At 45.2% G+C, this 20,634-nt stretch carries 20 protein-coding genes; 6 read left to right on the forward strand and 14 right to left on the reverse strand.

The window, feature by feature from the left end; translation table 11 throughout:
* Window positions 1-292 precede the first annotated feature (292 nt).
* The gene (locus A3IK_RS0106120) at window positions 293-1,783 is read left to right on the forward strand and encodes a FimV/HubP family polar landmark protein (RefSeq protein WP_162596620.1); all 1,491 of its coding nucleotides are present in this window, start codon (window positions 293-295) and stop codon (window positions 1,781-1,783) included.
* Here A3IK_RS0106120 and waaC read toward each other — a convergent pair.
* Together waaC and A3IK_RS0106130 are read right to left on the reverse strand one after the other, a co-directional pair.
* Complete coding sequence (waaC, locus tag A3IK_RS0106125) at window positions 1,770-2,744, reverse strand: lipopolysaccharide heptosyltransferase I (RefSeq protein ID WP_020559099.1); 975 nt, start codon at window positions 2,742-2,744, stop codon at window positions 1,770-1,772. The genes A3IK_RS0106120 and waaC overlap by 14 nt on opposite strands.
* Entirely contained in the window at window positions 2,723-3,484 is a 762-nt protein-coding gene (locus A3IK_RS0106130) for a glycosyltransferase family 2 protein (RefSeq protein WP_020559100.1), read from the reverse strand. The genes waaC and A3IK_RS0106130 overlap by 22 nt, the downstream gene beginning before the upstream one ends.
* A 125-nt stretch (window positions 3,485-3,609) precedes the next feature.
* Between A3IK_RS0106130 and A3IK_RS0106135 the strand changes: the two genes are divergently transcribed.
* Complete coding sequence (locus tag A3IK_RS0106135) at window positions 3,610-4,602, forward strand: adenosine kinase (RefSeq protein ID WP_020559101.1); 993 nt, start codon at window positions 3,610-3,612, stop codon at window positions 4,600-4,602.
* A 122-nt stretch (window positions 4,603-4,724) separates the two neighbouring features.
* Here the strand turns inward: A3IK_RS0106135 and A3IK_RS0106140 are convergent, their stop codons facing one another.
* The 3 genes from A3IK_RS0106140 to A3IK_RS0106150 form a co-directional block, all read right to left on the reverse strand.
* Window positions 4,725-6,671 (reverse strand): PhoX family protein, encoded by a 1,947-nt coding sequence (locus A3IK_RS0106140; protein WP_020559102.1) that lies wholly within the window; start codon window positions 6,669-6,671, stop codon window positions 4,725-4,727.
* An 87-nt stretch (window positions 6,672-6,758) separates the two neighbouring features.
* Window positions 6,759-7,658 (reverse strand): DMT family transporter, encoded by a 900-nt coding sequence (locus A3IK_RS0106145; RefSeq protein WP_020559103.1) that lies wholly within the window; start codon window positions 7,656-7,658, stop codon window positions 6,759-6,761.
* 87 nt (window positions 7,659-7,745) lie between these two features.
* The gene (locus tag A3IK_RS0106150; RefSeq protein WP_020559104.1) at window positions 7,746-8,579 is read right to left on the reverse strand and encodes an SDR family oxidoreductase; all 834 of its coding nucleotides are present in this window, start codon (window positions 8,577-8,579) and stop codon (window positions 7,746-7,748) included.
* A gap of 185 nt (window positions 8,580-8,764) precedes the next feature.
* Here A3IK_RS0106150 and A3IK_RS0106155 point away from each other — a divergent pair, with 185 nt between their 5' ends.
* The 3 genes from A3IK_RS0106155 to bioD are packed head-to-tail and all read left to right on the forward strand — an operon-like array spanning window position 8,765 to window position 10,962.
* The gene (locus A3IK_RS0106155; protein WP_281167265.1) at window positions 8,765-9,088 is read left to right on the forward strand and encodes a winged helix-turn-helix transcriptional regulator; all 324 of its coding nucleotides are present in this window, start codon (window positions 8,765-8,767) and stop codon (window positions 9,086-9,088) included.
* Between the two features lie 49 nt (window positions 9,089-9,137).
* Complete coding sequence (locus A3IK_RS18710; protein ID WP_162596621.1) at window positions 9,138-10,322, forward strand: YbfB/YjiJ family MFS transporter; 1,185 nt, start codon at window positions 9,138-9,140, stop codon at window positions 10,320-10,322.
* Entirely contained in the window at window positions 10,315-10,962 is a 648-nt protein-coding gene (gene bioD / locus A3IK_RS18715; protein WP_020559107.1) for a dethiobiotin synthase, read from the forward strand. Before A3IK_RS18710 ends, bioD begins: the two co-directional genes overlap by 8 nt.
* On the opposite strand, the gene A3IK_RS0106170 is transcribed toward bioD, so the two are convergent.
* Genes A3IK_RS0106170 through A3IK_RS0106180 form a run of 3 tightly spaced genes read right to left on the reverse strand, consistent with a single transcriptional unit; the run spans window position 10,959 to window position 14,368 of the window.
* Complete coding sequence (locus A3IK_RS0106170; RefSeq protein WP_020559108.1) at window positions 10,959-12,170, reverse strand: PilT/PilU family type 4a pilus ATPase; 1,212 nt, start codon at window positions 12,168-12,170, stop codon at window positions 10,959-10,961. The two genes, bioD and A3IK_RS0106170, sit on opposite strands and share 4 nt — an antisense overlap.
* A gap of 10 nt (window positions 12,171-12,180) precedes the next feature.
* Window positions 12,181-13,323 (reverse strand): PilT/PilU family type 4a pilus ATPase, encoded by a 1,143-nt coding sequence (locus A3IK_RS0106175; protein ID WP_020559109.1) that lies wholly within the window; start codon window positions 13,321-13,323, stop codon window positions 12,181-12,183.
* A 10-nt stretch (window positions 13,324-13,333) separates the two neighbouring features.
* A complete protein-coding gene (locus tag A3IK_RS0106180; protein ID WP_020559110.1) occupies window positions 13,334-14,368 on the reverse strand; it encodes a type IV pilus twitching motility protein PilT in 1,035 nt (344 codons plus the stop codon).
* Between the two features lie 51 nt (window positions 14,369-14,419).
* Between A3IK_RS0106180 and A3IK_RS0106185 the strand changes: the two genes are divergently transcribed.
* The gene (locus A3IK_RS0106185; protein ID WP_026220834.1) at window positions 14,420-15,118 is read left to right on the forward strand and encodes a YggS family pyridoxal phosphate-dependent enzyme; all 699 of its coding nucleotides are present in this window, start codon (window positions 14,420-14,422) and stop codon (window positions 15,116-15,118) included.
* Window positions 15,119-15,167: 49 nt separating this feature from the next.
* Here the strand turns inward: A3IK_RS0106185 and A3IK_RS0106190 are convergent, their stop codons facing one another.
* The 6 genes from A3IK_RS0106190 to tnpA all read right to left on the reverse strand — a co-directional run.
* On the reverse strand, window positions 15,168-15,755 hold the full coding sequence (locus A3IK_RS0106190) for a DUF4124 domain-containing protein (protein WP_020559112.1): 588 nt from the start codon (window positions 15,753-15,755) through the stop codon (window positions 15,168-15,170).
* A 100-nt stretch (window positions 15,756-15,855) separates the two neighbouring features.
* On the reverse strand, window positions 15,856-18,654 hold the full coding sequence (gene glnE, locus A3IK_RS0106195) for a bifunctional [glutamate--ammonia ligase]-adenylyl-L-tyrosine phosphorylase/[glutamate--ammonia-ligase] adenylyltransferase (RefSeq protein WP_020559113.1): 2,799 nt from the start codon (window positions 18,652-18,654) through the stop codon (window positions 15,856-15,858).
* A gap of 117 nt (window positions 18,655-18,771) precedes the next feature.
* Window positions 18,772-19,461 (reverse strand): type 1 glutamine amidotransferase domain-containing protein, encoded by a 690-nt coding sequence (locus A3IK_RS0106200; RefSeq protein ID WP_020559114.1) that lies wholly within the window; start codon window positions 19,459-19,461, stop codon window positions 18,772-18,774.
* A gap of 35 nt (window positions 19,462-19,496) precedes the next feature.
* Window positions 19,497-20,057 carry a 3'-5' exonuclease family protein gene (locus tag A3IK_RS0106205; RefSeq protein WP_020559115.1) on the reverse strand — a complete coding sequence of 187 codons (561 nt, stop codon included), beginning with the start codon at window positions 20,055-20,057 and terminating at the stop codon, window positions 19,497-19,499.
* 24 nt (window positions 20,058-20,081) lie between these two features.
* Window positions 20,082-20,267, reverse strand: a complete 186-nt coding sequence (locus A3IK_RS0106210) for a hypothetical protein (RefSeq protein WP_020559116.1) — start codon at window positions 20,265-20,267, stop codon at window positions 20,082-20,084.
* A gap of 130 nt (window positions 20,268-20,397) precedes the next feature.
* Window positions 20,398-20,634 (reverse strand): IS200/IS605 family transposase (gene tnpA / locus A3IK_RS18720; RefSeq protein ID WP_020559117.1); only part of this gene is annotated, 237 nt, incomplete at its 5' end.

Here is a 20,634-nt window from a genome sequence, read left to right on the forward strand (position 1 = left end):
TCCCCCTTCTTGGATCACACTATCAATCTAACAGTTAAGAGGAGTTGATTATGCAGTATCAGCATAACATACCCTCACCTGCTCAAAATATGGCTACCTGTGTTCTTACCTATAGAGAAGGTTTATGAAGAAATTCTTAGTTAGATTGCTACAAAGAGCTTAGGTGGTGATAGGTTTTATGCGCTATATAAGGTAGATTATCCTATCTTGATTAATCTTTGACATGGCCTATATGAACCGAACTCTAACCACTGTAGCTCTTTTAACTAGCCTGGCGCTAACGGCGCTACCTGTGACAGCAGCCACGACCTATGGACCAATCCATGACCAAGAAACGTTATGGAGTATTGCCACCCGTCTGCGACCGGCTCAGAGCATTAGTGTACAACAAGTAGCACTCGCTCTTTATCGTAAGAATCCGCAGTCGTTTGAAAGCGCTAATATTAATTCCCTAAAGCATAATGCCATATTGCAAACACCAACTTTAGCTGAAATGCGGGCAACTTCTTATGTGCAAGCGGTGCGTACTACTCGGCAGCATAATTTAGCTTGGCAAAATGACAGCAATAGCAATACACGCAGCGTACCTGTGGCTAGAACGACCTCTAGCCGCTCATCTGAAGTGGCTAAACCCCGTGTACGCACTATAGTGAAAGTAGTTGAAAAACCTGTCGTTGTGGTTAATAACACGGTACGCCGCCAACAAGAGGCTGAAATTAAGCAATTAAAGCAACAAGTCAGTACTCTAAACCGCGAATTAGCCAGTGCTAAAACCCAAACCTCACGCTTGCGCCAACAACTAGCGGTAGCCAAACAAACCACTAGTGCAACTACCCAAACAGCTATGGCTACCGTAGCGGCATCAAATCCTGTATCCGGCTCACAGCCGACCCAAAGAGAGATTGAAATTGCACGCCAAGTTCAAAAACTGACGGCCGAAGTGACAACCTTAGAGTCGATATTAGAAGAAAAAAATAACCATATTAGTAACCTAAATATGACGCTAAAAAATGCGAGCGAGACTATTAAGCGCCAGCATGTAGAAAATCAAGCCTTAGCCGATCAATTAAGTACAAAAACGACCGCACAAAATTCCGCTGCTACGGCGACTAACTCCTCTACAGCACAAAATACTCCTAGTGCCCCCGCCTTAAAACTAGCAGAAGTACAAGCCCCAGCTACCACCGCTCAAGCTGATACCGATGCATCAACGGCCTTAACCCAGACTAATAATGAAGCCTCAACGGCTGCATCCACACCGCCCGACCTTATAACCGAACCTGAGTCTGGTTTCACAATTGCACCTAGTGTGGGCAGAGATGTAAACAAGGCTGTTGTAGCGCCTAATACGGCGGAGGTTACAGCCGAACCCACCGAGACTAAGGCAGCAGATTCAGCCGTATGGTCGGAAGAGCCGAGTGCGAATGCTACGACTCAGGCGAATACCACCCTACAACCTACCAATGATGTAAGGACAGCACCTGAGCCGAGTTCGGTTACCCAAGACCTCAAGGTTACTACGCCTAGCGCTACGCCAGAGACTAGCGCTAAGTCCCTATTGGGTACTGATGGCAAAATCCCGCCACCTTCCGCGATTTCCTATCTGATTATCTTTGCGGTGATTGGATTCATTGCGTGGCTATGGCGGCGCTCACGACGCAGCAAAAATCTCCAAGCCAATGACTTCCCAGTACCTGAACAAGAACGGCGGCGTAAAACCTTACGTCAAGATCCGGTAATACCCTTTGATCCCAAACAACGCGAAAAGGCTAAAGCGGAATAGCTAAATTAGTCAGTAAGGCTTGTAAAATCAACGGCGTATTTTGCACCTCAGAACCAGCAAATACGCTCATTTTGCTCTTAGACTCACTGGCACACAGTACGCCAGTGAGTTCGGGGTAAGTAGTGGGGTATAGTGCTACTCCACTTTTACCCAAAGCCGCCGCTAAGTGCATCAGCCCCGTATCCATACCAATCACCCCCACCGCTCCCACCAAATAATGCGCTAACTCGGTTAAAGTGCTTTTAGGTAAGACTCTGACATGCTCAAATTGCTGAGCTAGAGCATTAGCCCGCTCGAATTCACGTTGATTACCCCATGGCAAATAAACCTTTAGTCCCTTAGTCGCTAAGGATTGGAATAAGGTCTGCCATTGCGCTAAAGGCCATTCCTTATCAGGGCGGCTAGTCCCGTGTAAGGCTAATAAGTAATGCTCAGCGGGGGGCGTACTAGCGGGGAGTTGTAGACCATAATCCAGCGGCATATTACTAATCGAATAATCAAGGCTACCCGCTGTTAATAAACGATTGCGTTTAATCGCATGCTCGTTTTTACTGATCGCGAGGCGCTGTTGATAGGCAAGGCTAGCCAAAGGCTCACGCGCATAGGCAAAATCAAACCCTACCCGCTTACCCTTAGCCCAGTAGCTAATCAAAGCGCTCTTGATCAAACCCTGAGCATCCAGAATCACATCATACGGCGTACTAGCCAACTCTTGCTTAAAAGTACTGATTTCTTGACGCGTATCCTTATGGAATAGGCTCTTACGCCAGCGCCGAATGGCTACCGGAAAAACCTGATGAATCGCAGGATGCCAGCGTGGGATTTCAGCAAAATTCTCTTCGACCACCCAATCAATTTGCCAATCGGGGTGTTGGGTATGGATATCGGTGAGTGCAGGTAGCATATGCACCACATCACCGAGAGAAGAGGTTTTTACAATTAAGAGTTTGTATTGCGCCATAGTTCTTGTAATTTGGCATATTTCATAAAAGAAGCCAGTGCAGTGGTATAAGCAATCGCAGCGCCTTCAATACCATCGCGAAAGCCTTGTTTTAAAATAAACAGGCGGATAAAGGCAGCCATACTATGCCATAAAGGACTCCAAGTACTGACTCGTTTGCCCGCTTGAAAGAGCTGTTTAGCAGCGAGTGTTGAGTAACGATCAGCCTTGTGGATAAGTTCACTAAAATTCGCATAAGAGTAATGTTCCAGCGGTGATTTTAGCGCTTGTATCGGCCCTTCGGTTTGCCAGCATTCGTGTACCGGTACGGGTTTCATCTGACCAAGGGTTCGGTTTACCAGACGCACGACGCGATCCGGCCACCAACTACCATGCTGAATCCATTTCCCCTGAAACCAGTTGCGCCGTGGCAGACTAAAGGCAACATATTCACAGCCTGTGGATAACTGCGTGGATAAGTTTTGAATTTCTTGTACCGCTTCCGTGCTGAGTATCTCATCAGCATCCAAAAATAAGACCCAATCATAACGAGCGCTATTAATAGCGAGCTGTTTCTGAGCGGCAAATCCGAGCCATTCTTGGCGAATGATTTTGGCTTGTGCAGCATAAGCAATAGTGAGGGTTTGATCCGTACTGCCTGAGTCGATAATCACCAAATCATCGGTCAGTAAACGACTACGCTCAAGGCTTTGAGCTAAATAGCGTTCTGCATTGAAAGTAATATAAACAACCGACAGCATCCCCAATCCATATTGATAAACCCAATGGGTGAGTAGTTTATCAGATATTGGCTGTGAAAAACTGGAAAACACCGAGTAGTTGCGGTACAAGAGCCGCATTAACTAATATTTTGGAATGAAATCCCATGAAATACGCCGTCTATGGTTTAGGTAATGCATTAGTCGATCAAGAGTTTGAAGTAACTGATGAGTTTTTAGCAAAAAATGATATTGAAAAAGGTTTAATGACTTTAATCGATGAAGCGCGTCAGCACGAGTTAGTCGCCAATCTACAGCATAGTTTTGGGCTAAAAAAACGTACCGGCGGCGGATCGGGTGCGAATAGCATTGTGGCGATTAGCCAGTTTGGGGGTAAAACCTTTTACGCGTGTAAAGTAGCACAGGATGAGGCGGGCGAATTTTATGCCTCTGATTTAGCCAAAGCGGGTGTGAAAACACGGGTGAATGAGTTAAATGCTCAGGGTGTCACCGGTAAGTGTTTAGTGATGGTCACAGACGATGCCGAGCGCACTATGAATACCTTTTTGGGTATTACCTCCGACTTATCCGAGCATGACTTATTTTTGGATGAATTAAAATCGGCAGAATACCTCTATATTGAAGGTTATTTAGTGACCTCGGATGTGTCGCGTAATGCAGTGATGAAAGCTCGCCAAGTCGCGCGTGATAATAATATTAAAATCGCGATGACTTTTTCTGACCCGTCTATGGCTAAATATTTCCAAGCCGGTTTGCAGGAAATGATCGGTGATGGTTTAGATTTATTATTTTGTAATGAAGAAGAGCTACTGACCTTTACTAAAGCACCGGATTTAATTACCGCTGTACAAAATTTGCATCCTTTAGTGAAAAAAATGGTGATTACGCGCGGAGAGAAAGGTGCTGTTGTGGTCAATGGTGATCATCATTTAGAAATTGCTGCCGTACCTGCTAAAGCGATTGATACGAATGGTGCAGGCGATATTTTTGCGGGGGCGTTTTTATACGGTATTACTCATGGTTTAAGCGATGAACAAGCCGGACGCTTAGCTAGTTTATCTGCTAGTAAAATGGTATCGATTTACGGGGCGCGTTTGAGTACGGCCGAGCATCAAGAGATTTTGAAGCGGGTGGTCTAATATAGTTTGATAAAGTAATCGAGCATTTCTTCCGCAGCCGCTGTGAATACATCCCTGTACGTTACAAGGCGGCATCCCTGCCGCCAAGACTGCTCCAGAAACACCCGATTACTTTTTAGCCCTTACGCGCCAATTACGCCGCCATCAGTGCGGGTAATGGCAAGGACAGAAGAGCGTGGTTTGCTATCACCACCAGCGGGAAAATGAGAAGGTAATAAGTCTTCGCCCGGATGTTGGATGCCCACAAACATCGTGGTGTAATCAGGGGAAAACGTTAATCCAGTAATTTCACAGGCAATAGGCCCAGTTAAAAAGCGGCGAATTTCTCCCGTATTAGGATCGGCACCGAACATTTGATTATTACCCATACCGGCAAAATCTTTTTCATTGGAGTAATTGCCATCGGTTAAAATCCATAAACGCCCATCTTTATCAAAGCCTAAACCATCAGGGCTATTAAACATATTCTCTGGATTAATATTCGCACTACCTGCCATTAAACCTTCCTTATAGACAGTAGGGTTACCGGCTAGGACAAATAAATCCCAATCAAAGGTAGTGGCAGTGTGATCTGCATTAGTCGGTGCCCAGCGTACAATCTGCCCATAGGGGTTTTCAGCACGAGGATTGACACCATCAAGCGGTTGATTGTCTTTTTTACCGCGATTTTTATTATTAGTGAGGGTACAAAATACGGTTTTATGATTAGGATGAATCGCTACCCATTCAGGACGATCCATTGTAGTACCGCCCACTTGAGTGGCTGCTTGACGGGTTTTAATTAAAACCTCGCCTTGATCGGCAAAACCATTTTCGGGAGTTAGTCCATTTTTGCCATGAGTTAATTCAATCCACTGACCTTGACCTTTTAGTTCATTAGGGGCAGCGGTGAATTTGGCAACATACAACGTTCCTTCATCCAACAGTTTGCTATTTGCGTGTTTATCTTCAGCCTTATACTGGCCATTAGAAACATATTTATAGATATATTCGCCGCGCTCATCATCGCCCATATAGACTACAACACGACCATCACCATTTAGGACTAAAGCTGCATTTTCGTGTTTAATATGACCTAGTGCCGTATGTTTTTTAGGGGTAGAGCTAGGATCCATAGGGTCAATTTCAACGACCCAACCAAAACGATTCATTTCATTGGGGTTTTTGGCAATATCAAAACGCTCGTCAAACTTACTCCATTGATAGCGTTTTTCTTTCGCTTCAACACCATAACGTTGCATTTGCTCATTCAGCTCGAATTTGCCGTTTGCTGTGCCAAAATAATTATTAAAGTTTTCTTCGCAGGTTAAATAAGTCCCCCAAGGAGTAAAACCATTAGAGCAGTTATTCATAGTACCTAGTGCTTTTGTGCCGGTAGCATCTGCACTGGTTTTCATTAAGGCGTGACCCGCAGCAGGGCCGGTTATTTCCATCGGTGTGGTGGCGGTAATACGGCGATTTAATTTACCTGTTTTATCCACTACCCAATGACCGTCTTTTTTGACAACTTCAAAAATACTGACCCCATGCGCGGCTTGAGATGTTTTTACATCCTCAGCAGTCATGGCTTTGCCTTGATGGGCAAACATAATTTCAGGATTAATATATTCATTATTAATAGCGAGTACGGCACGATTTTCATCGATGGGGAAGAAAGTCATACCATCATTATTATCTCCCATTTGACGCTCTTGAGCGCTAGCAGGCGTTTTGCCACTCGGATCAAAGGCCGGAGCATCAGGGAAAATAGGATCACCCCAAGAGATAAGTATTTGATAGTTATAGCCATCTGGTAGCACTACGGTATCAGCGGTACTAGCAGGAATACCTTTAAAGCCTAATAAAGGGCTAGGGACTAACTTCGCAGCATCAGGCGTGGCTGAGGCCGTACTAACTGCCTCGGCAATGGCCTGTGTCAAAGGAGCCGCCATAAAAAAGGCTCCTAAACCAGCCAATCCTGCGCGACGTAGAAATTGGCGGCGACTCAACGCTCGCTCAACTAATTGAGTAAATTCAGAGTCGGCCTGTTGTAATTGGCTAGAATAGTCGTGATCGTCATACTGGCTCATTGTGCTTCCTACTATAAGAGTCCTAACAATAGGGCTACGATTAGAACAGGCCAATATGACAGATCTATTACAAGGTAGCGGTTATTTTTATTTCTTTCCCAATAAACTCACGCCCCACATGACTAACCCGATACCAATTAAATGGAACCAGCCAAAAGGCTCCGCTAATAACCACACAGCAATCACTATAGTAAAAATAGGCCCCGCTGCTCCTACAATACTGGTGCGAGCCGGTCCAATACGCTGAATCGCCTCGGCTATCATATAGGTAGGTAATAAAGTACTAACCACAGCGATGAGAGCGGCATACCAAAATATTTTGGCACTCACCAGTAAATCAGTGAACGAGTGTGTAATAAAGAAATGAATAACCACAAAAAAAGATGAGGCTAACATAGCTATACTGGTAAATATGCGGCTGCCATATTGATTAATAAAGGACTTAGAAAATAAGACATAAAACGAATAGCTAAGTGCAGAACCTACCACTAATAACATCCCTAAGGTAACATTTGATCCCCCTAGTTTTGCTTCATGTAAGTAGAGTACTAAAACCCCGGTATAGGTCAGTACTAAAGCTAGCCATACTCGTTTGGTGATAGTTTCTTTTAATACTAGCCAGCTTAATAGGGTGGTGAAAATGGGATAGGTATATAGCGTTAAACGCTCTAATTGCGCTGTAATATAAACTAAGCCCTGCATATCTAACCACGAAGCTAAGTAATACCCCATAAAACCTAGCATTATTATTTTAATCCAATCTGGCCGTGAGGGGTTTTTGGTATTAGGTTGCTTTAGGCACCAAATTAAGACACCTAAATAAAAAGGGGCAGAAATCAGCATACGCAAAGCTAATAAGGTGGTGGCATCAACCCCTTCGGCAAAAGCTAATTTGATAAAAATGGATTTTAAGGCGAATAAACCGGTGCCTATAATGGCAAGGAGTAAACCGATTTGAAAATAATGGGTGGTATGCCGTTCAGGCATTTTTAGCGCTTCCTGAAACAAAGAGCGCCATCATAACGTAAGGATAGCTACAGACTTAAACAAAATCTGTAGCTAATAGGCTAAGGTTTAATTAAATTTAGCTTTATTATCTTGAATATAGGTTGCTAGGCTGCGCGGTTCGTGTCCGGTTAAATCCTTTACCGCACTAGAGACACCTGCTGTCCAACCTTCACGTACCGGATAGAAAATACTCGCTAAAAACCTTGCATAAGCCTCCGGTACACCTGCTCCGGTTAATTGGGTAACAAAGGTCTCATCATTAACGGCTTGATAGCTAATGGTTTTACCTAAACCTGCTGATAATAAGCGAGCCGCATCTGCATAACTCAGTGCTTGAGCACCCGTGAGATTAAACGCTTTGCCATTGACATCATTGCGCGTTAGAGCTGCAGCAGCAGAATCGGCAATATCACGCACATCAATAAAACTCGATTGCCCCTGTGCGGCAGGTACGGCAATGACACCGTGCTTAATACCTGCTAGCCAATAGGTATGGAAATTATCAGAAAACCAATTAGGACGTAAAATCACATAAGGCGTGCCTGAGCGCTCCAACAATAACTCGACTTGGCGATAGGGAATAGAATCATCAGCATCAACTCCTAATGCTGTTTGGAGGACAACTTTGATCTTGCGTTGAGCAGCGGCTTGAATAATCGGAGTGAGCAAGTCCACCACATTGAGATAACCCGCTGGAACCATTACATAGGCACTCTCTACACCTGCAAACAAGTTATTGAAATCAGGGGTAGTCGCATAATCAAATACTACGCCTTCTGCACCCGCTGGTGCTTTACCATTACGTGAGGCGGCTTTGACGGTTGCCCCTTTGGCTAATAAAGCGGGTACTAAATGCTGACCAATCGTGCCATTGGCACCAATAACTAAAATTTTACCCATTTTAAAAACTCCTATAAGTAACTTTAAGTAACTAACAATCTATAGGAGAGATGATATATAATTGTAATGTAGATAAAAAGAGTGCACCTTAGTGTTACCTAGTTACCCCCATGATACTGGAGCTTGAAAAACGAATGCCTGACTATAATTACAATGTGTATGCCAGCGCCTGCCCCTCGCGCATAATGTTTGACAGCATTTCGAATAAGTGGACGATGTTTATTTTAGATCGGTTACGTGATCAGCCGGTGCGCTTTAATCAATTACTACGTGAGATTGAGGGTATCTCGCAAAAGATGCTGTCACAAACGTTAAAGACTTTAGAACGTGATGGTTTAATCACGCGCACAGCCTTTCCCACCGTACCCGTTACGGTCGAGTACGCGATAACTCCCTTAGGACAAACCTTGTCTAGTACTGTACATGTATTGATTCATTGGGCTGAACATAATGGTGATGAGATTTTAGCTGCCCGCGCTGCCTATGACGCTAAAAATAAACAAGTATAGCCGCGAGTCAGTGTAGTATTAGCCTACTACAAGACTAGGAGATTAGGTGGTGTCTATTCATTCTTCCGAGCGTTTTGCCTTATTAGCGAGTATGGCGGCTTTATTAACCACGTTTGGCTTGGCACGCTTTATCTATACCCCTCTTTTACCCCTGATGCAGGAAGGAACTGGCTTCGGGGATGACTGGGCGGGTTATTTAGCCTCCGCTAATTATGTGGGGTATTTGCTCGGAGCGTTAGCCGTGACGCAAGTGCATAGTTTAGAGCTGAAAAAGACACTATTACGGCTCTCGGTTATTGTAGCCGCGTTCACCAATATGATGATGGGCTTCACTCAAAACGAATGGCTGTGGATGCTAATGCGCTTTGTGAGTGGGCTATGTAGTGTGGGGGGGATGATTATTGGTACTAGCCTATTAATGCTAGCAACCCCTCCGGCGCAAAGTGTACAACGTATGAGCATACACTTCTCAGCCATTGGTTTAGGACTAGCGTTGGGGGCATTGTGGGTATTGCTATTTAAAAGTACGCAAACATGGGCGGAGCTTTGGATCAGTAGTGGCATGATTATTCTGCTTTTAGGCGCACCTGCCCTACGTTTTAATGAGTGGTCTATTCATCCTCTTAAACAGGAAGCCATTAATCAAGCCAAAGCTATTCCTATTTCTAAACCATTTTTGACTTTATTTGCCGCCGCTTATTTTTGTGCGGGGGTGGGGTATGTAATTAGTGCTACGTTTTTAGTCGCTATTTTACAAAGACAAACCACCATTCCCCATTTAGGCGATTATGCATGGTTAGTAGTAGGTTTAGCAATGGCACCCTCATGCTGGATCTGGACACGCTTAGCTAAACGTATTGGTGACTTCCCCGCTTTAATTAGTGCTTATTTGGTACAAGCCTTAGGTATTATTTTGCCCGTTATTAGCCATTCGGAACTATTGGCTATTGTCGGGGCGATTTTATTTGGCGGGACGGTGATTGGGATTGTATCGATGGTATTGATTTACGGTGGACGACTAGCCGGATCACGCCCGACTACCCTTATGGGGCTATTGACCTCCTGTTTTGGAGTTGCTCAGGTCGTGGCACCTGCCTTTGCAGGATGGCTAGCAGAGCGTCAGGGGCATTTTGAAACCTCATTAATCCTCGCCGCGAGCATTACCGTGTTAGGTGCCTTATTAATGTGGGCAGCGAGTATTACAGCGAAAGGACATGCTAAACGTTATGCCTAATAGAGTTATTGTTGATACTTGGCTAAGAAGCCTAGTGGATCAGCCCGGTATTTTTGTAACAGGTACGGATACCGGAGTGGGTAAAACCTTTGTAGGCACCTACTTAATTCGAGAGCTTAAAAAGCTCGGCTTAAACATTACCCCGCGTAAACCCGTCGAATCTGGCTGGCCTGTAGATGAAACCCAAACTGATGCGTGGCAATTATTACAAGCCGCTCAATTGCCAGAATCTGCTTTAGCGCAAGTCTGTCCCTATCGATTTAAAGCTGCCTTAGCACCGGATCGTGCTGCCCGTTTAGAAGAGAAAGAGCTGACTTTAGAACAATTAGTGACAGCCACTTTAAGCCATACTCCGCAGCAATGGCTTTATGTGGAGGGGGCGGGAGGGGTCTATTCGCCTATCGCTCAGGATGGTTTAAATGCCGATTTAGCCCAGAGACTTAAGCTACCTGTAGTGCTCATTACTGAGGATAAATTAGGCTGCATCAATCATGTATTGATGGCAGTAGAGGTGTTACAGCGGCGCGGCCTAACCGTGCTGGGAGTGATTTTAAATTGTATTCACCCCCAACCTAATGAGATGGATAATGTGACCGATTTGCAGCAACGGCTCGATCTACCCATCTTATCATTTGCCTAGGGGGTGACTGTAACTGGCTCTAATACATTAAAGCCGCCAAGATCATCAAGTCCTACATCTAGAATAGGCATAGATTCATCGGATCTAGGGCGGGATGCCGTATTCGTTGGCTCGGTATCACCAAAATTGAGCTGCCATTCAAGATTATTTTTAGAGCTAGCAAACTCTAGGGCGCGAGTATGGGAGATTTTGCCTTGTTGATAGAGTTGCAGTAGTGAGGCATCAAACGATTGCATACCATCGGCACTGCCTTTTTCTACGACTTCACGGAGTTCACTAATTTTACCTTTACGAATCAGCTCGGCTACATAGGGCGTATTAATCAATACCTCGGTGGCAAGATAAACCTTATCCTCCTCCAGTCCGGGGACGAGGCGTTGAGCGATAATACAACGTAAATTCAAGGACAAATCCATCAGTAGGCGGTTTTTTGTATCATTAGGAAACATATACAAAATCCGTTCTAACGCCTGTACTGTATTGGCAGCATGTAAGGTTGACAGCACTAAATGCCCGGTATCGGCAAAGCCTAATACCGCATCCATAGTTTCTAAGTCCCGCGCTTCTCCGACCATAATCATATCGGGCGCTTCACGCATCGCCTCACGCATGGCATTGCTATAACTTAAGGTATCAAACCCGACTTCACGCTGCCCAATAATCGACTGCCCATGGGTAAAGGTATATTCAATCGGATCTTCAATGGTCAGAATATGTCCGGGATGGCGTTCATTGCGATACTGAATCAAGGCCGCCATTGAGGTGGATTTACCCGAACCCGTGGTTCCTACAAATAGCACCAAACCATCACGCCCCATTACCATTTGCTTAAGTACCGGAGGAAGACCTAAATCATCGGGATTCGCGACTCGATTGCGGATATGGCGAATGACCATCGATACTTCACCGCGTTGAAAATATAAATTCATCCGAAAGCGCCCAATATCTTTCAAAGTGAGCGCTTTATTTAATTCACGTTGGGTAAAAAACTGTTCGATTTCAGAGCGAGTGAGCACTTCTTCTGCGAGTTGGCGAATATTACCCGGACGTAAGGGATCACGGGTAATGCGTTGTAATTGCCCACGTACCTTTAAAGAAGCATAGGCTCCGGTGGTTAAATATAAATCGGAGGCCTGTAGTTTCACCATCATATGCAGGAGAGGCGTAATACGCATATCGGCGTTCATAATGATCGTTTCGGCAATCATGGCTTATCCTTTAAATCGGTTCGATGGCTAGCTCATCCGTACCACGGAAGAAATCATTATCCTTAGCAAAGCGGCTTTTGAGTTTCAGATTAATACGTAACTCATTGACAGAATCCGCATGCCTAAAGCCCTCCGCCACCGTAATATGGCGTTGCTCAATCAGATCAAATAACGCTTGATCAAAGGTTTGCATACCCGCTTCACGGGATTTAGACACGGCTTCTTTCAGTGCAGCAACCTCACCTTTTTGAATATGATCAGCAATGAGTGGGGTATTAATCAGCACCTCAACGGCTGGCAAACGCCCCTCACCCTTAGCAACCCGCACCAAACGCTGTGCTACGACCGCGCGTAAATTAAAGGATAAATCCATTAATAATTGCTCACGGCGCTCTTCAGGGAAGAAGTTAATAATGCGATCTAGTGCTTGCGTGGCACTATTAGCGTGTAAGGTGGATAAACATAAATGCCCTGTTTCTGCATAGGCAATGGCATAGTCCATGGTTTCGCGGTCGCGAATTTCACCGAGTAGAATCACATCAGGAGCTTGGCGTAAGGTATTTTTTAAAGCCGTGTGATAGTCTGCCGTATCCACCCCGATTTCCCGTTGTGTAATCAGGCATTTTTTATGCTCGTGTACAAACTCAATCGGGTCTTCGATGGTAATAATATGCCCCGTTTGAGTGCGGTTACGGTAATCAATTAAGGAGGCTAGGGTGGTTGACTTACCTGAGCTAGTCGCACCAACGATTAAGATTAAGCCGCGTTTGGTTAGCCCTAATTCTTTTAAAACGGGCGGTAAGTTCAACTCTTCTAGATTAGGGATATGGTGGGGAATATGACGAATCACCATCCCTATACAGCCGCGCTGCGTGAAAGCACTAACCCGAAAACGGGCTTTACCGGGCAAGCTTAGCGAGAAATTCCCCTCTAAGGTTTCCTCAAATTGTTGTAGCTGCCTATCATTCATCACCGAGCGTACTAACATCGCCGCATTGCTATCATTTAAGACTTGCGAGGTTAAGGCGGCGATTTCATTATTGATTTTAATAGAAGGAGCAGCATCAGCGGTAATATAAAGGTCGGAGCCTTTTTTTTCCAACATAGCATTCAGCAAACGGTGTACATAAGATAAGGCTGAATCACGATCCATGACTTACTCCCTAGAAATTAAGTGGGTTCTCAGCTTTACGCTTAGCGACTTCGCGATCAACGATACCGCGTGTTACTAAGTCTTTAAGTGACTGATCAAGGGATTGCATACCGTCATTTTGTCCGGTTTGAATCGCAGAGTTCATTTGGGCAATTTTATTTTCCCGAATCAGGTTACGAATCGCGCGATTACCAATCAGAATTTCATGTGCCGCAACCCGCCCACCATTTTTCTTTTTTAACAGCGTTTGCGAAATAACCGCTTGTAACGACTCTGAAAGCATGGTGCGTACCATATCTTTTTCCGCCGCCGGGAATACATCCACAATCCGGTCGATGGTTTTAGCTGCACTAGTGGTGTGCAAGGTGCCAAAGACTAAGTGTCCAGTCTCAGCAGCGGTGAGGGCTAAACGAATGGTTTCAAGGTCGCGCATCTCCCCCACCATAATAATATCGGGGTCTTCACGTAGTGCTGAACGCAGTGCGATTTCAAACCCACGGGTGTCACGGTGTACCTCACGCTGATTAATCAGGCATTTTTTACCCACATGGACGAATTCAATGGGGTCTTCAATAGTGAGAATATGCCCATGTTCGGTTTCGTTTAAAAAGTCGATCATAGCAGCAAGAGTCGTCGATTTACCCGAACCCGTAGGTCCTGTGACGAGGACTAAACCCCGCGCGTTACCGGCGATTTTGCGGAAGATAGCTGGAGCACCTAATTGATCTAGTGTCAGCACTTGGCTTGGAATGGTACGAAATACCGCACCTGCCCCACGGTCTTGATTAAAGGTATTCACACGGAAACGCGCCACACCGGGGACGGCAAAAGAGAAATCGCACTCCCAACGCTCCTCGTATACCTTGCGCTGAGTATCATTCATAATATCGTAAATGAGGGAATGAACTTGTTTATGATCCAAAATGGGCAAGTTAATACGGCGAATCTCGCCATCTACCCGTATCATCGGGGGTAAACCGGCAGAAAGATGTAGGTCAGAGGCGTTGTTTTTCACGCCAAAAGCTAAGAGCTGTGTAATATCCATCGTGGCGTAATATTTTTATTGTTATTCATACCGGAAAATCTACCACATATCATGACCATTCAGGACAATCTCCAGATAATCGGTGAGCGTCTGCATCATGCAGAACAGCGTTTTCAGCGTCCACTTAATAGTGTGCAATTAGTCGCTGTCAGCAAGTTTCATCCTATTGAGTCGATTCAAGCGGCCTATGATGCGGGGCAGAGAGCCTTTGGCGAAAATTATGTGCAAGAAATGGTGGCTAAGGCGCAAGCTTTAGCAGAGTACTCAGATCTGGAGTGGCATTTTATTGGCCCCCTACAAGCCAATAAAACTAAATTAGTGGCTGAGACTGCCCATTGGATGCATACCCTAGAACGGCTAAAAATTGCTGAACGCCTAAGCCAACAGCGCCCGATGAATTATCCTGATTTAAATGTATGTTTACAGGTCAATTTAAGTAGTGAGGCTACTAAGTCAGGACTTCAACCCGATGAAGTATTCAATCTAGCTAAACAGGTACAAGCACTGCCACGTCTAAAATTACGCGGTTTAATGGCTATCCCTGCCCCAGAACCGGATTTTGAGCGCCAATGTGCGGTCTTTGCTCAATTAAGACGGCTCTTAGAGGAGTTAAATCAACAAGGTTTTGCACTTGATACCTTATCAATGGGTATGAGCGATGATATGGAAGCTGCTGTTGCAGAAGGGGCGACTATAGTACGGATTGGAACGGCTATTTTTGGACAGCGCCCTAAAGCTGTAACGGAGTAAGCGACTACTTCACTCGCAGTCACTTACTTTTGAAATACTCTTCTAACGCCTACTTAGAGGATGTTTCATCTTCAGTAGTCTTTAACTTACGTTTTTTTTTTGCTCTTAATACATGAAAGGTTGTCACTTCCGTATTAATCAGAATGTCATCCTCACTGTTTTTAATCACTGCAAACATGGTATGTGTACCGCGATCTAAATTAGGGATGCTGTAATTTAACTCTGTACCATCAGCAACTTGCTTACCATCTATATAAAGGATAACACTGTGCCCCGATTGTAAGTCGGGTTCTAGTTTTAAGCTAATACTGATCGTTCCATCATTAGCTCTTAGAGCTTCGTCTTTTTGGGGAGCAGTCACCTCAAATGACTCATACTTGACGTCTTTTTTTTGTTCGGGCTCTGCTGGGGTAGGTGTGGTTTTTTCAGCTTGAGACTGTTGTGCTTCAGGAGCTTTCAATCCATCAGAAATGGTGAGTGGGGGTAAATCTAAGGGCGCACCTTTAGATCCCTCTGGGGGATTATCGCCATAAATAATTCTGCCACTAGCATCTTTCCAGCGATACACATCAGCCTGTGCTAGGGCACAGCATAAACTTAGGAATAATCCTGATAAGAGCCACCGTCGAACACCCATTTATCTGCCTCATATTAATCATTAGCGCGGATAAGTTTATTGTAGGGTAGTGACTCACTACCCCTCTAATAACAGCAGACAAACGGGAAAAAAGAACCACTTAGCTGAAATAATGCCGCCAAGTGGCTTGGACAAATTCACGCTCCTGTTTAAACCATTCACTCGGAACTTTGGTGTCTTGAGCTTGAAGATTGCGGGTATGAATACAGCTACGCATAGCGCGGTAAATATCGGCTAACTGTGTTGCCTCTTCTGGGGGTAAAATGCCGCATTGTTGTAATGACTCCAATTGCCGCACATTATCACTCCACTCGACTAGTTTTGGACAAGTAGCGGCATGCATGAGAATCAAACCTTGCACAATGAACTCAATATCAGTAATTCCACCCGGATCTTTTTTAATATCAAAGGTATTACTATACTTTGAGCTAAAGTTTTCCCACATTTTTTGGCGCATGGCGGAGACTTCTTGCTTGACTACCTCTGGGTCACGTTTTTGACACAGCACCTCGCGCCGAATCTGTTCAAACTGTTCGCAAATCGTATTAGAACCCGTCAAAGCACGAGCGCGTAAGAGCGCCTGATGCTCCCACAACCATGCTTTTTCAAATTGATATTTGCGAAAGGCTTCTATGCTACTCACCAATAGCCCTGAGGCACCACTAGGGCGTAAACGGGTATCCGTTTCATACAGCCTACCATCGTGAGTAAAGGTCGACAGCAGGTTAATGATTTTCTGAGATAGACGGGTATAAAACACCCCATTGTCTAGCGGTTTATCGCCATTAGTAGTTTGCTTTTCACCCTCAGAGTCATGTAGAAAAACAATATCTAAATCAGAACCATAACCTAACTCAATTCCCCCTAGTTTACCGTAGCCAATAATGGCAAAACCGGCTTGCTTGGTTTCATTATTGACCTGATAGGTTGGGATACCTGATTTAGCACTTAAAGTATTCCACACATTCTGCCAAGTGAACTCTAATATCACCTCAGCAATCCAAGTGAGTTGATCCGATACTTTCATCACCGGCAAAGCTTTACTAATATCCGCCGCTGCCACGCGCAAAATCTGGGTATTTTTAAACTGACGCAGTTGCTCCATTACGCGCTCAGTATCCTCTTCGTCTACCCGCGCCATCATATAGTGCAAAGCTTTATATAATTCCGTGCGATCTAGTGGGCGATAGAGCGTTTGAGCATCGAGTAGCTCATCTAATAAAATGGGATATTGAGCTAATTGTGTCGTCAACCAAATGCTATGACTCACTAATTTAACTAATTGCGCTAAGGCTTCAGGATGATCACTCAACATACTCATATAAACCGAGCGCCGAGCAATGGCCTGAATAATCGTAATGCTACGGCATAAAGCGCTATCGGGGTCGGTTTGTTGGGCAGCAATCACAATTAAATGCGGCATCAGTCGATCTAAGCGGGTACGAGCTAATTCGGTTAAGGTTTGATACAACCGTCCTTCGTGTAAATCACTCAGTACCTGCTGGATAATATCAATATCCTTATAACCTAGATCGCTCAAAAGCTTAGCTGATTTAGTAGTAGACAGTCTGCCCGACCATAACTCCAGAGTATTGTTTGCCCCCTTATCATCCATAGGAGGATTTTTGCTTTCATCCATGGCAAACACACGCCGGAATAAAGCATGTACAATCTCACGTTTATTATTTAATACGGCGAGAAAACTATCCCAGTCATTAAAACCTAAGGATTGAGCCAATAACTCGCATTGGGTTGGATCATTAGGTAACGCGTGAGTTTGTTCGTCTTTCCACATTTGCAGATGATTTTCGACTCGTCGTAGAAAACAATAAGCATCCTGTAGCGCTTGCTCATCCTCTTGAGACAGTAGATCTAATTGTTTAAGGCAAGCCAAAGTTGGCAATAAACTGCGCAATTGTAGTTCACGCTCCCGCCCGCCACGCATGAGTTGAAAGACCTGAGCAATAAATTCGACCTCACGAATACCACCCCGCCCTAGTTTGACATCTTGCGCTTTACCTTTACGCTCGGCCTCGCGGTTGATCATGGCCTTCATATCTCGCAACTGCTCAACCGCCCCATAATCCAAATAACGCCGATAAATAAAGGGACGCAGGCGCTGCATTAGCTCCGCCCCCTGTGTTTTATCGCCCGCCATGACCCGTGCTTTAATCATGGCATAGCGCTCCCATTCACGCCCATGCGTTTGATAATAATGCTCCATAGCATCAAACGATAAGGCTAAAGCACCGGCATCACCAAAAGGGCGCAAGCGCATATCTACTCGATAGGCAAAGCCATCAGCCGTAATCGCACCAAGGGTATTAATAAGCTTTTGCCCTAAGCGTACAAAAAAGGTTTGATTATCCAGCTCACGACGTCCATCCGTCATGCCGGCTTCAGGAAAGGCAAAAATGAGATCAATATCAGAAGAAAAATTCAGCTCTTGCCCGCCTAACTTGCCCATGCCTAAGACAACTAGGTGTTGAGCCTCACCTTCTTTGCTACGGGGTACACCGTGTTTGGCACAAAAATCCTTATACCACCAGGTTAAACTCGCCTCGACCAGCGCATCCGCTAAATCCGAGCAATCGCGCATCGTTTCTGCAAGTGGCGCAAGATTCATTAAATCCCGCCAAGCAATGCGCACGGTTTCACAATGACGTATCCAGCGCACTTGTTTTAGTAAGAGTGTTTCATCCGCAATATCCGCCAACTCACTTTGAATCCGTTGATAAAGCTCGCCGTCTGCATACACCTGACTAGTCACTAGACTCTCAATCCATTCAGGATGACGTGTCAATTGCTCTTGTAAATAAGGGCTTGATTGCAATACAGCCTGCACTTGCTGGCTATTTAAGGGAGCGAATTGTGGCAATAAAGCTTGATAGTCAAACATGGCTATGGCTCGCTAGCAGATTAAGATAAGGGCTATTATAAGGAGATAATAATCCTAAGCGTCTACTATTATGTAGCCTAAAACTTTGTCTTAATTATATTGAGGAGAATAATGGCTTTATGTACCTAGCAATTTTGCCACTTGTTTAGCCGTAGCCTTAGCGGATCCGGGGTTTTGCCCCGTCACAAGTCGCCCATCCGTTACTACATGGGATACAAAGGGCAGCCATGCTTTATTATACAATGCTCCCCGGCTTTTCATCTGCGCCTCGGCATTATAGGGCATGTATTTAGCTACCCCAGCGAACACCTCTTCGTGCCAAGAAAAGCCAGTTAAATGTCGCCCAGCCACCAAGAGCGAATCATCTGATAAGCGTGTATTCAATAACCCACAATAGCCATGACATACTGCTGCGACAATTTTCCCACTCTCCCACATTGTACAAGTAATCTGTTGTAACCCGACACTATCAGGAAAATCCCACATCACCGCATGCCCGCCGGTGAAATAGATCGCATCAAAAGCTTCAGGGTCGATCTGTTCAGGGCTAGCCGTATTGGTGAGTAGCGCCATTTTCGTTTTGTCACTCATCCATGCTTTGGCTGAAGCATCTAATAAAGGCCATTTCAATGCGCGTGGTTCTAGGGGTGATAGCCCACCTTTGGGGCTAACAATGCGCTGGCTATAACCTTTTGCTGCAAATACATCCCACGCATGGGTTAACTCAGATAACCACAATCCGGTGGGATGGGAAGGGTCATCATAATGAGCCACGTTGGTAACGACGTGAAGAATACTTTTAGTCATATCATGCGTCCTATCATCATTAATGGGGCAGCACGCTAGCGTGGCTTACGGTTTTCTTGCAGCATATTGCAAAACAGCGCCCCCTGTTCAATGGCATCATCCAACGCTACATGGGTATGGGGTAATTTATCAAACCAACGTTTTGGCATATTGCGTTTGGTACTAGCACGATAATCCGTGCCCAGCATTGCCATAGCAAACGACTTAATGTCTAAAGCGGAATGACTAAACGGGCTTTCCCCAGCAAAGCGCATCAGATACCAATAGACAAATAGGAAATCAAACCCAGCAGGATAGGCCACAAATACGGGGCGTCCGGGAAGGGATTTGAGCCAACGCACATAGCGAGGCATGACCTGCTCGGCTGGCTCAGTATTCATCCGACAGGCTGCCCACGCTTCGGGCTGAGTCGCCCACCATGCCGCCGTTTTCGGATCGGCGGTGGCACCCGGTAGGGTAGTCAGATTCGCACTGAAAATAGCCAATAGTGTCTTATCAGCAGTATAAGCAGCCGAGCCAAAACTCAACATAGAGTGTGGGCCAGGAATAGGGCCATCGGTTTCAACGTCGGTACTGATATAGATTTCTTGCATCATTTACTCGCTCTGTACTGTTATTATTTATGACATTTCAGCCCGAATCGATTCTAGCCCAGTTCGCAAAGTCGTAATATTAAAATCGGGAAAACGGGTTTTAAATTTGTCTGAAACAAAAATGGTATCCACCGCATAACGTGGCAATAACTCTGCTGCATCTCGTACCTGCCGATTGACTAAACCCGCCAGCCATAGTTGCCAGCGTTGCAATATCTGATAATGACTACTTGTCCCAAAAATGGCGGCGGCTAGTTCAATAAAATAAACTTAACAACCATCAGCTAAAGCTGAAGGGTTAGTGACAAGGACTAAAGTCCGGATACGGGTCGAATAGACCCGTCTAGTTTTCTGTCTTAAAGTTGTCATCTATCCTTGGCTCAAAATGATGCTCTAAGTACGCCTTGATCATCTCCTCGGTCAGCTCACCTGAGGTCGCACAAAAATAACCCCGTGCCCAAAAATGCTGTCCCCAATAGCGCTTCCTTAAATCAGGATAACTCTCAAACAGCTTGGTCGCACTACGTCCCTTTATCCGACGCATGATCTCGCTCGGTGCTAGTTCAGGCGGTGCTGATAA

This window comes from Thiofilum flexile DSM 14609, assembly GCF_000380185.1.
GTDB lineage: Bacteria > Pseudomonadota > Gammaproteobacteria > Thiotrichales > Thiotrichaceae > Thiofilum > Thiofilum flexile.

Excerpts from the sequence above, each read along its gene's own strand:
- A3IK_RS0106155 (WP_281167265.1), top strand. The coding sequence starts at position 8,765 with ATGTTTGACAGCATTTCGAATAAGTGGACGATGTTTATTTTAGATCGG.
- glnE (WP_020559113.1), bottom strand. The coding sequence starts at position 18,654 with ATGTTTGACTATCAAGCTTTATTGCCACAATTCGCTCCCTTAAATAGC.
- A3IK_RS0106135 (WP_020559101.1), top strand. The coding sequence starts at position 3,610 with ATGAAATACGCCGTCTATGGTTTAGGTAATGCATTAGTCGATCAAGAG.
- A3IK_RS0106180 (WP_020559110.1), bottom strand. The coding sequence starts at position 14,368 with ATGGATATTACACAGCTCTTAGCTTTTGGCGTGAAAAACAACGCCTCT.
- A3IK_RS0106175 (WP_020559109.1), bottom strand. The coding sequence starts at position 13,323 with ATGGATCGTGATTCAGCCTTATCTTATGTACACCGTTTGCTGAATGCT.
- A3IK_RS0106170 (WP_020559108.1), bottom strand. The coding sequence starts at position 12,170 with ATGATTGCCGAAACGATCATTATGAACGCCGATATGCGTATTACGCCT.
- A3IK_RS0106150 (WP_020559104.1), bottom strand. The coding sequence starts at position 8,579 with ATGGGTAAAATTTTAGTTATTGGTGCCAATGGCACGATTGGTCAGCAT.
- A3IK_RS0106140 (WP_020559102.1), bottom strand. The coding sequence starts at position 6,671 with ATGAGCCAGTATGACGATCACGACTATTCTAGCCAATTACAACAGGCC.
- A3IK_RS0106205 (WP_020559115.1), bottom strand. The coding sequence starts at position 20,057 with ATGATGCAAGAAATCTATATCAGTACCGACGTTGAAACCGATGGCCCT.
- A3IK_RS0106145 (WP_020559103.1), bottom strand. The coding sequence starts at position 7,658 with ATGCCTGAACGGCATACCACCCATTATTTTCAAATCGGTTTACTCCTT.
- A3IK_RS0106190 (WP_020559112.1), bottom strand. The coding sequence starts at position 15,755 with ATGGGTGTTCGACGGTGGCTCTTATCAGGATTATTCCTAAGTTTATGC.
- waaC (WP_020559099.1), bottom strand. The coding sequence starts at position 2,744 with ATGGCGCAATACAAACTCTTAATTGTAAAAACCTCTTCTCTCGGTGAT.
- A3IK_RS0106185 (WP_026220834.1), top strand. The coding sequence starts at position 14,420 with ATGACCATTCAGGACAATCTCCAGATAATCGGTGAGCGTCTGCATCAT.
- A3IK_RS0106200 (WP_020559114.1), bottom strand. The coding sequence starts at position 19,461 with ATGACTAAAAGTATTCTTCACGTCGTTACCAACGTGGCTCATTATGAT.
- A3IK_RS0106130 (WP_020559100.1), bottom strand. The coding sequence starts at position 3,484 with ATGCTGTCGGTTGTTTATATTACTTTCAATGCAGAACGCTATTTAGCT.
- bioD (WP_020559107.1), top strand. The coding sequence starts at position 10,315 with ATGCCTAATAGAGTTATTGTTGATACTTGGCTAAGAAGCCTAGTGGAT.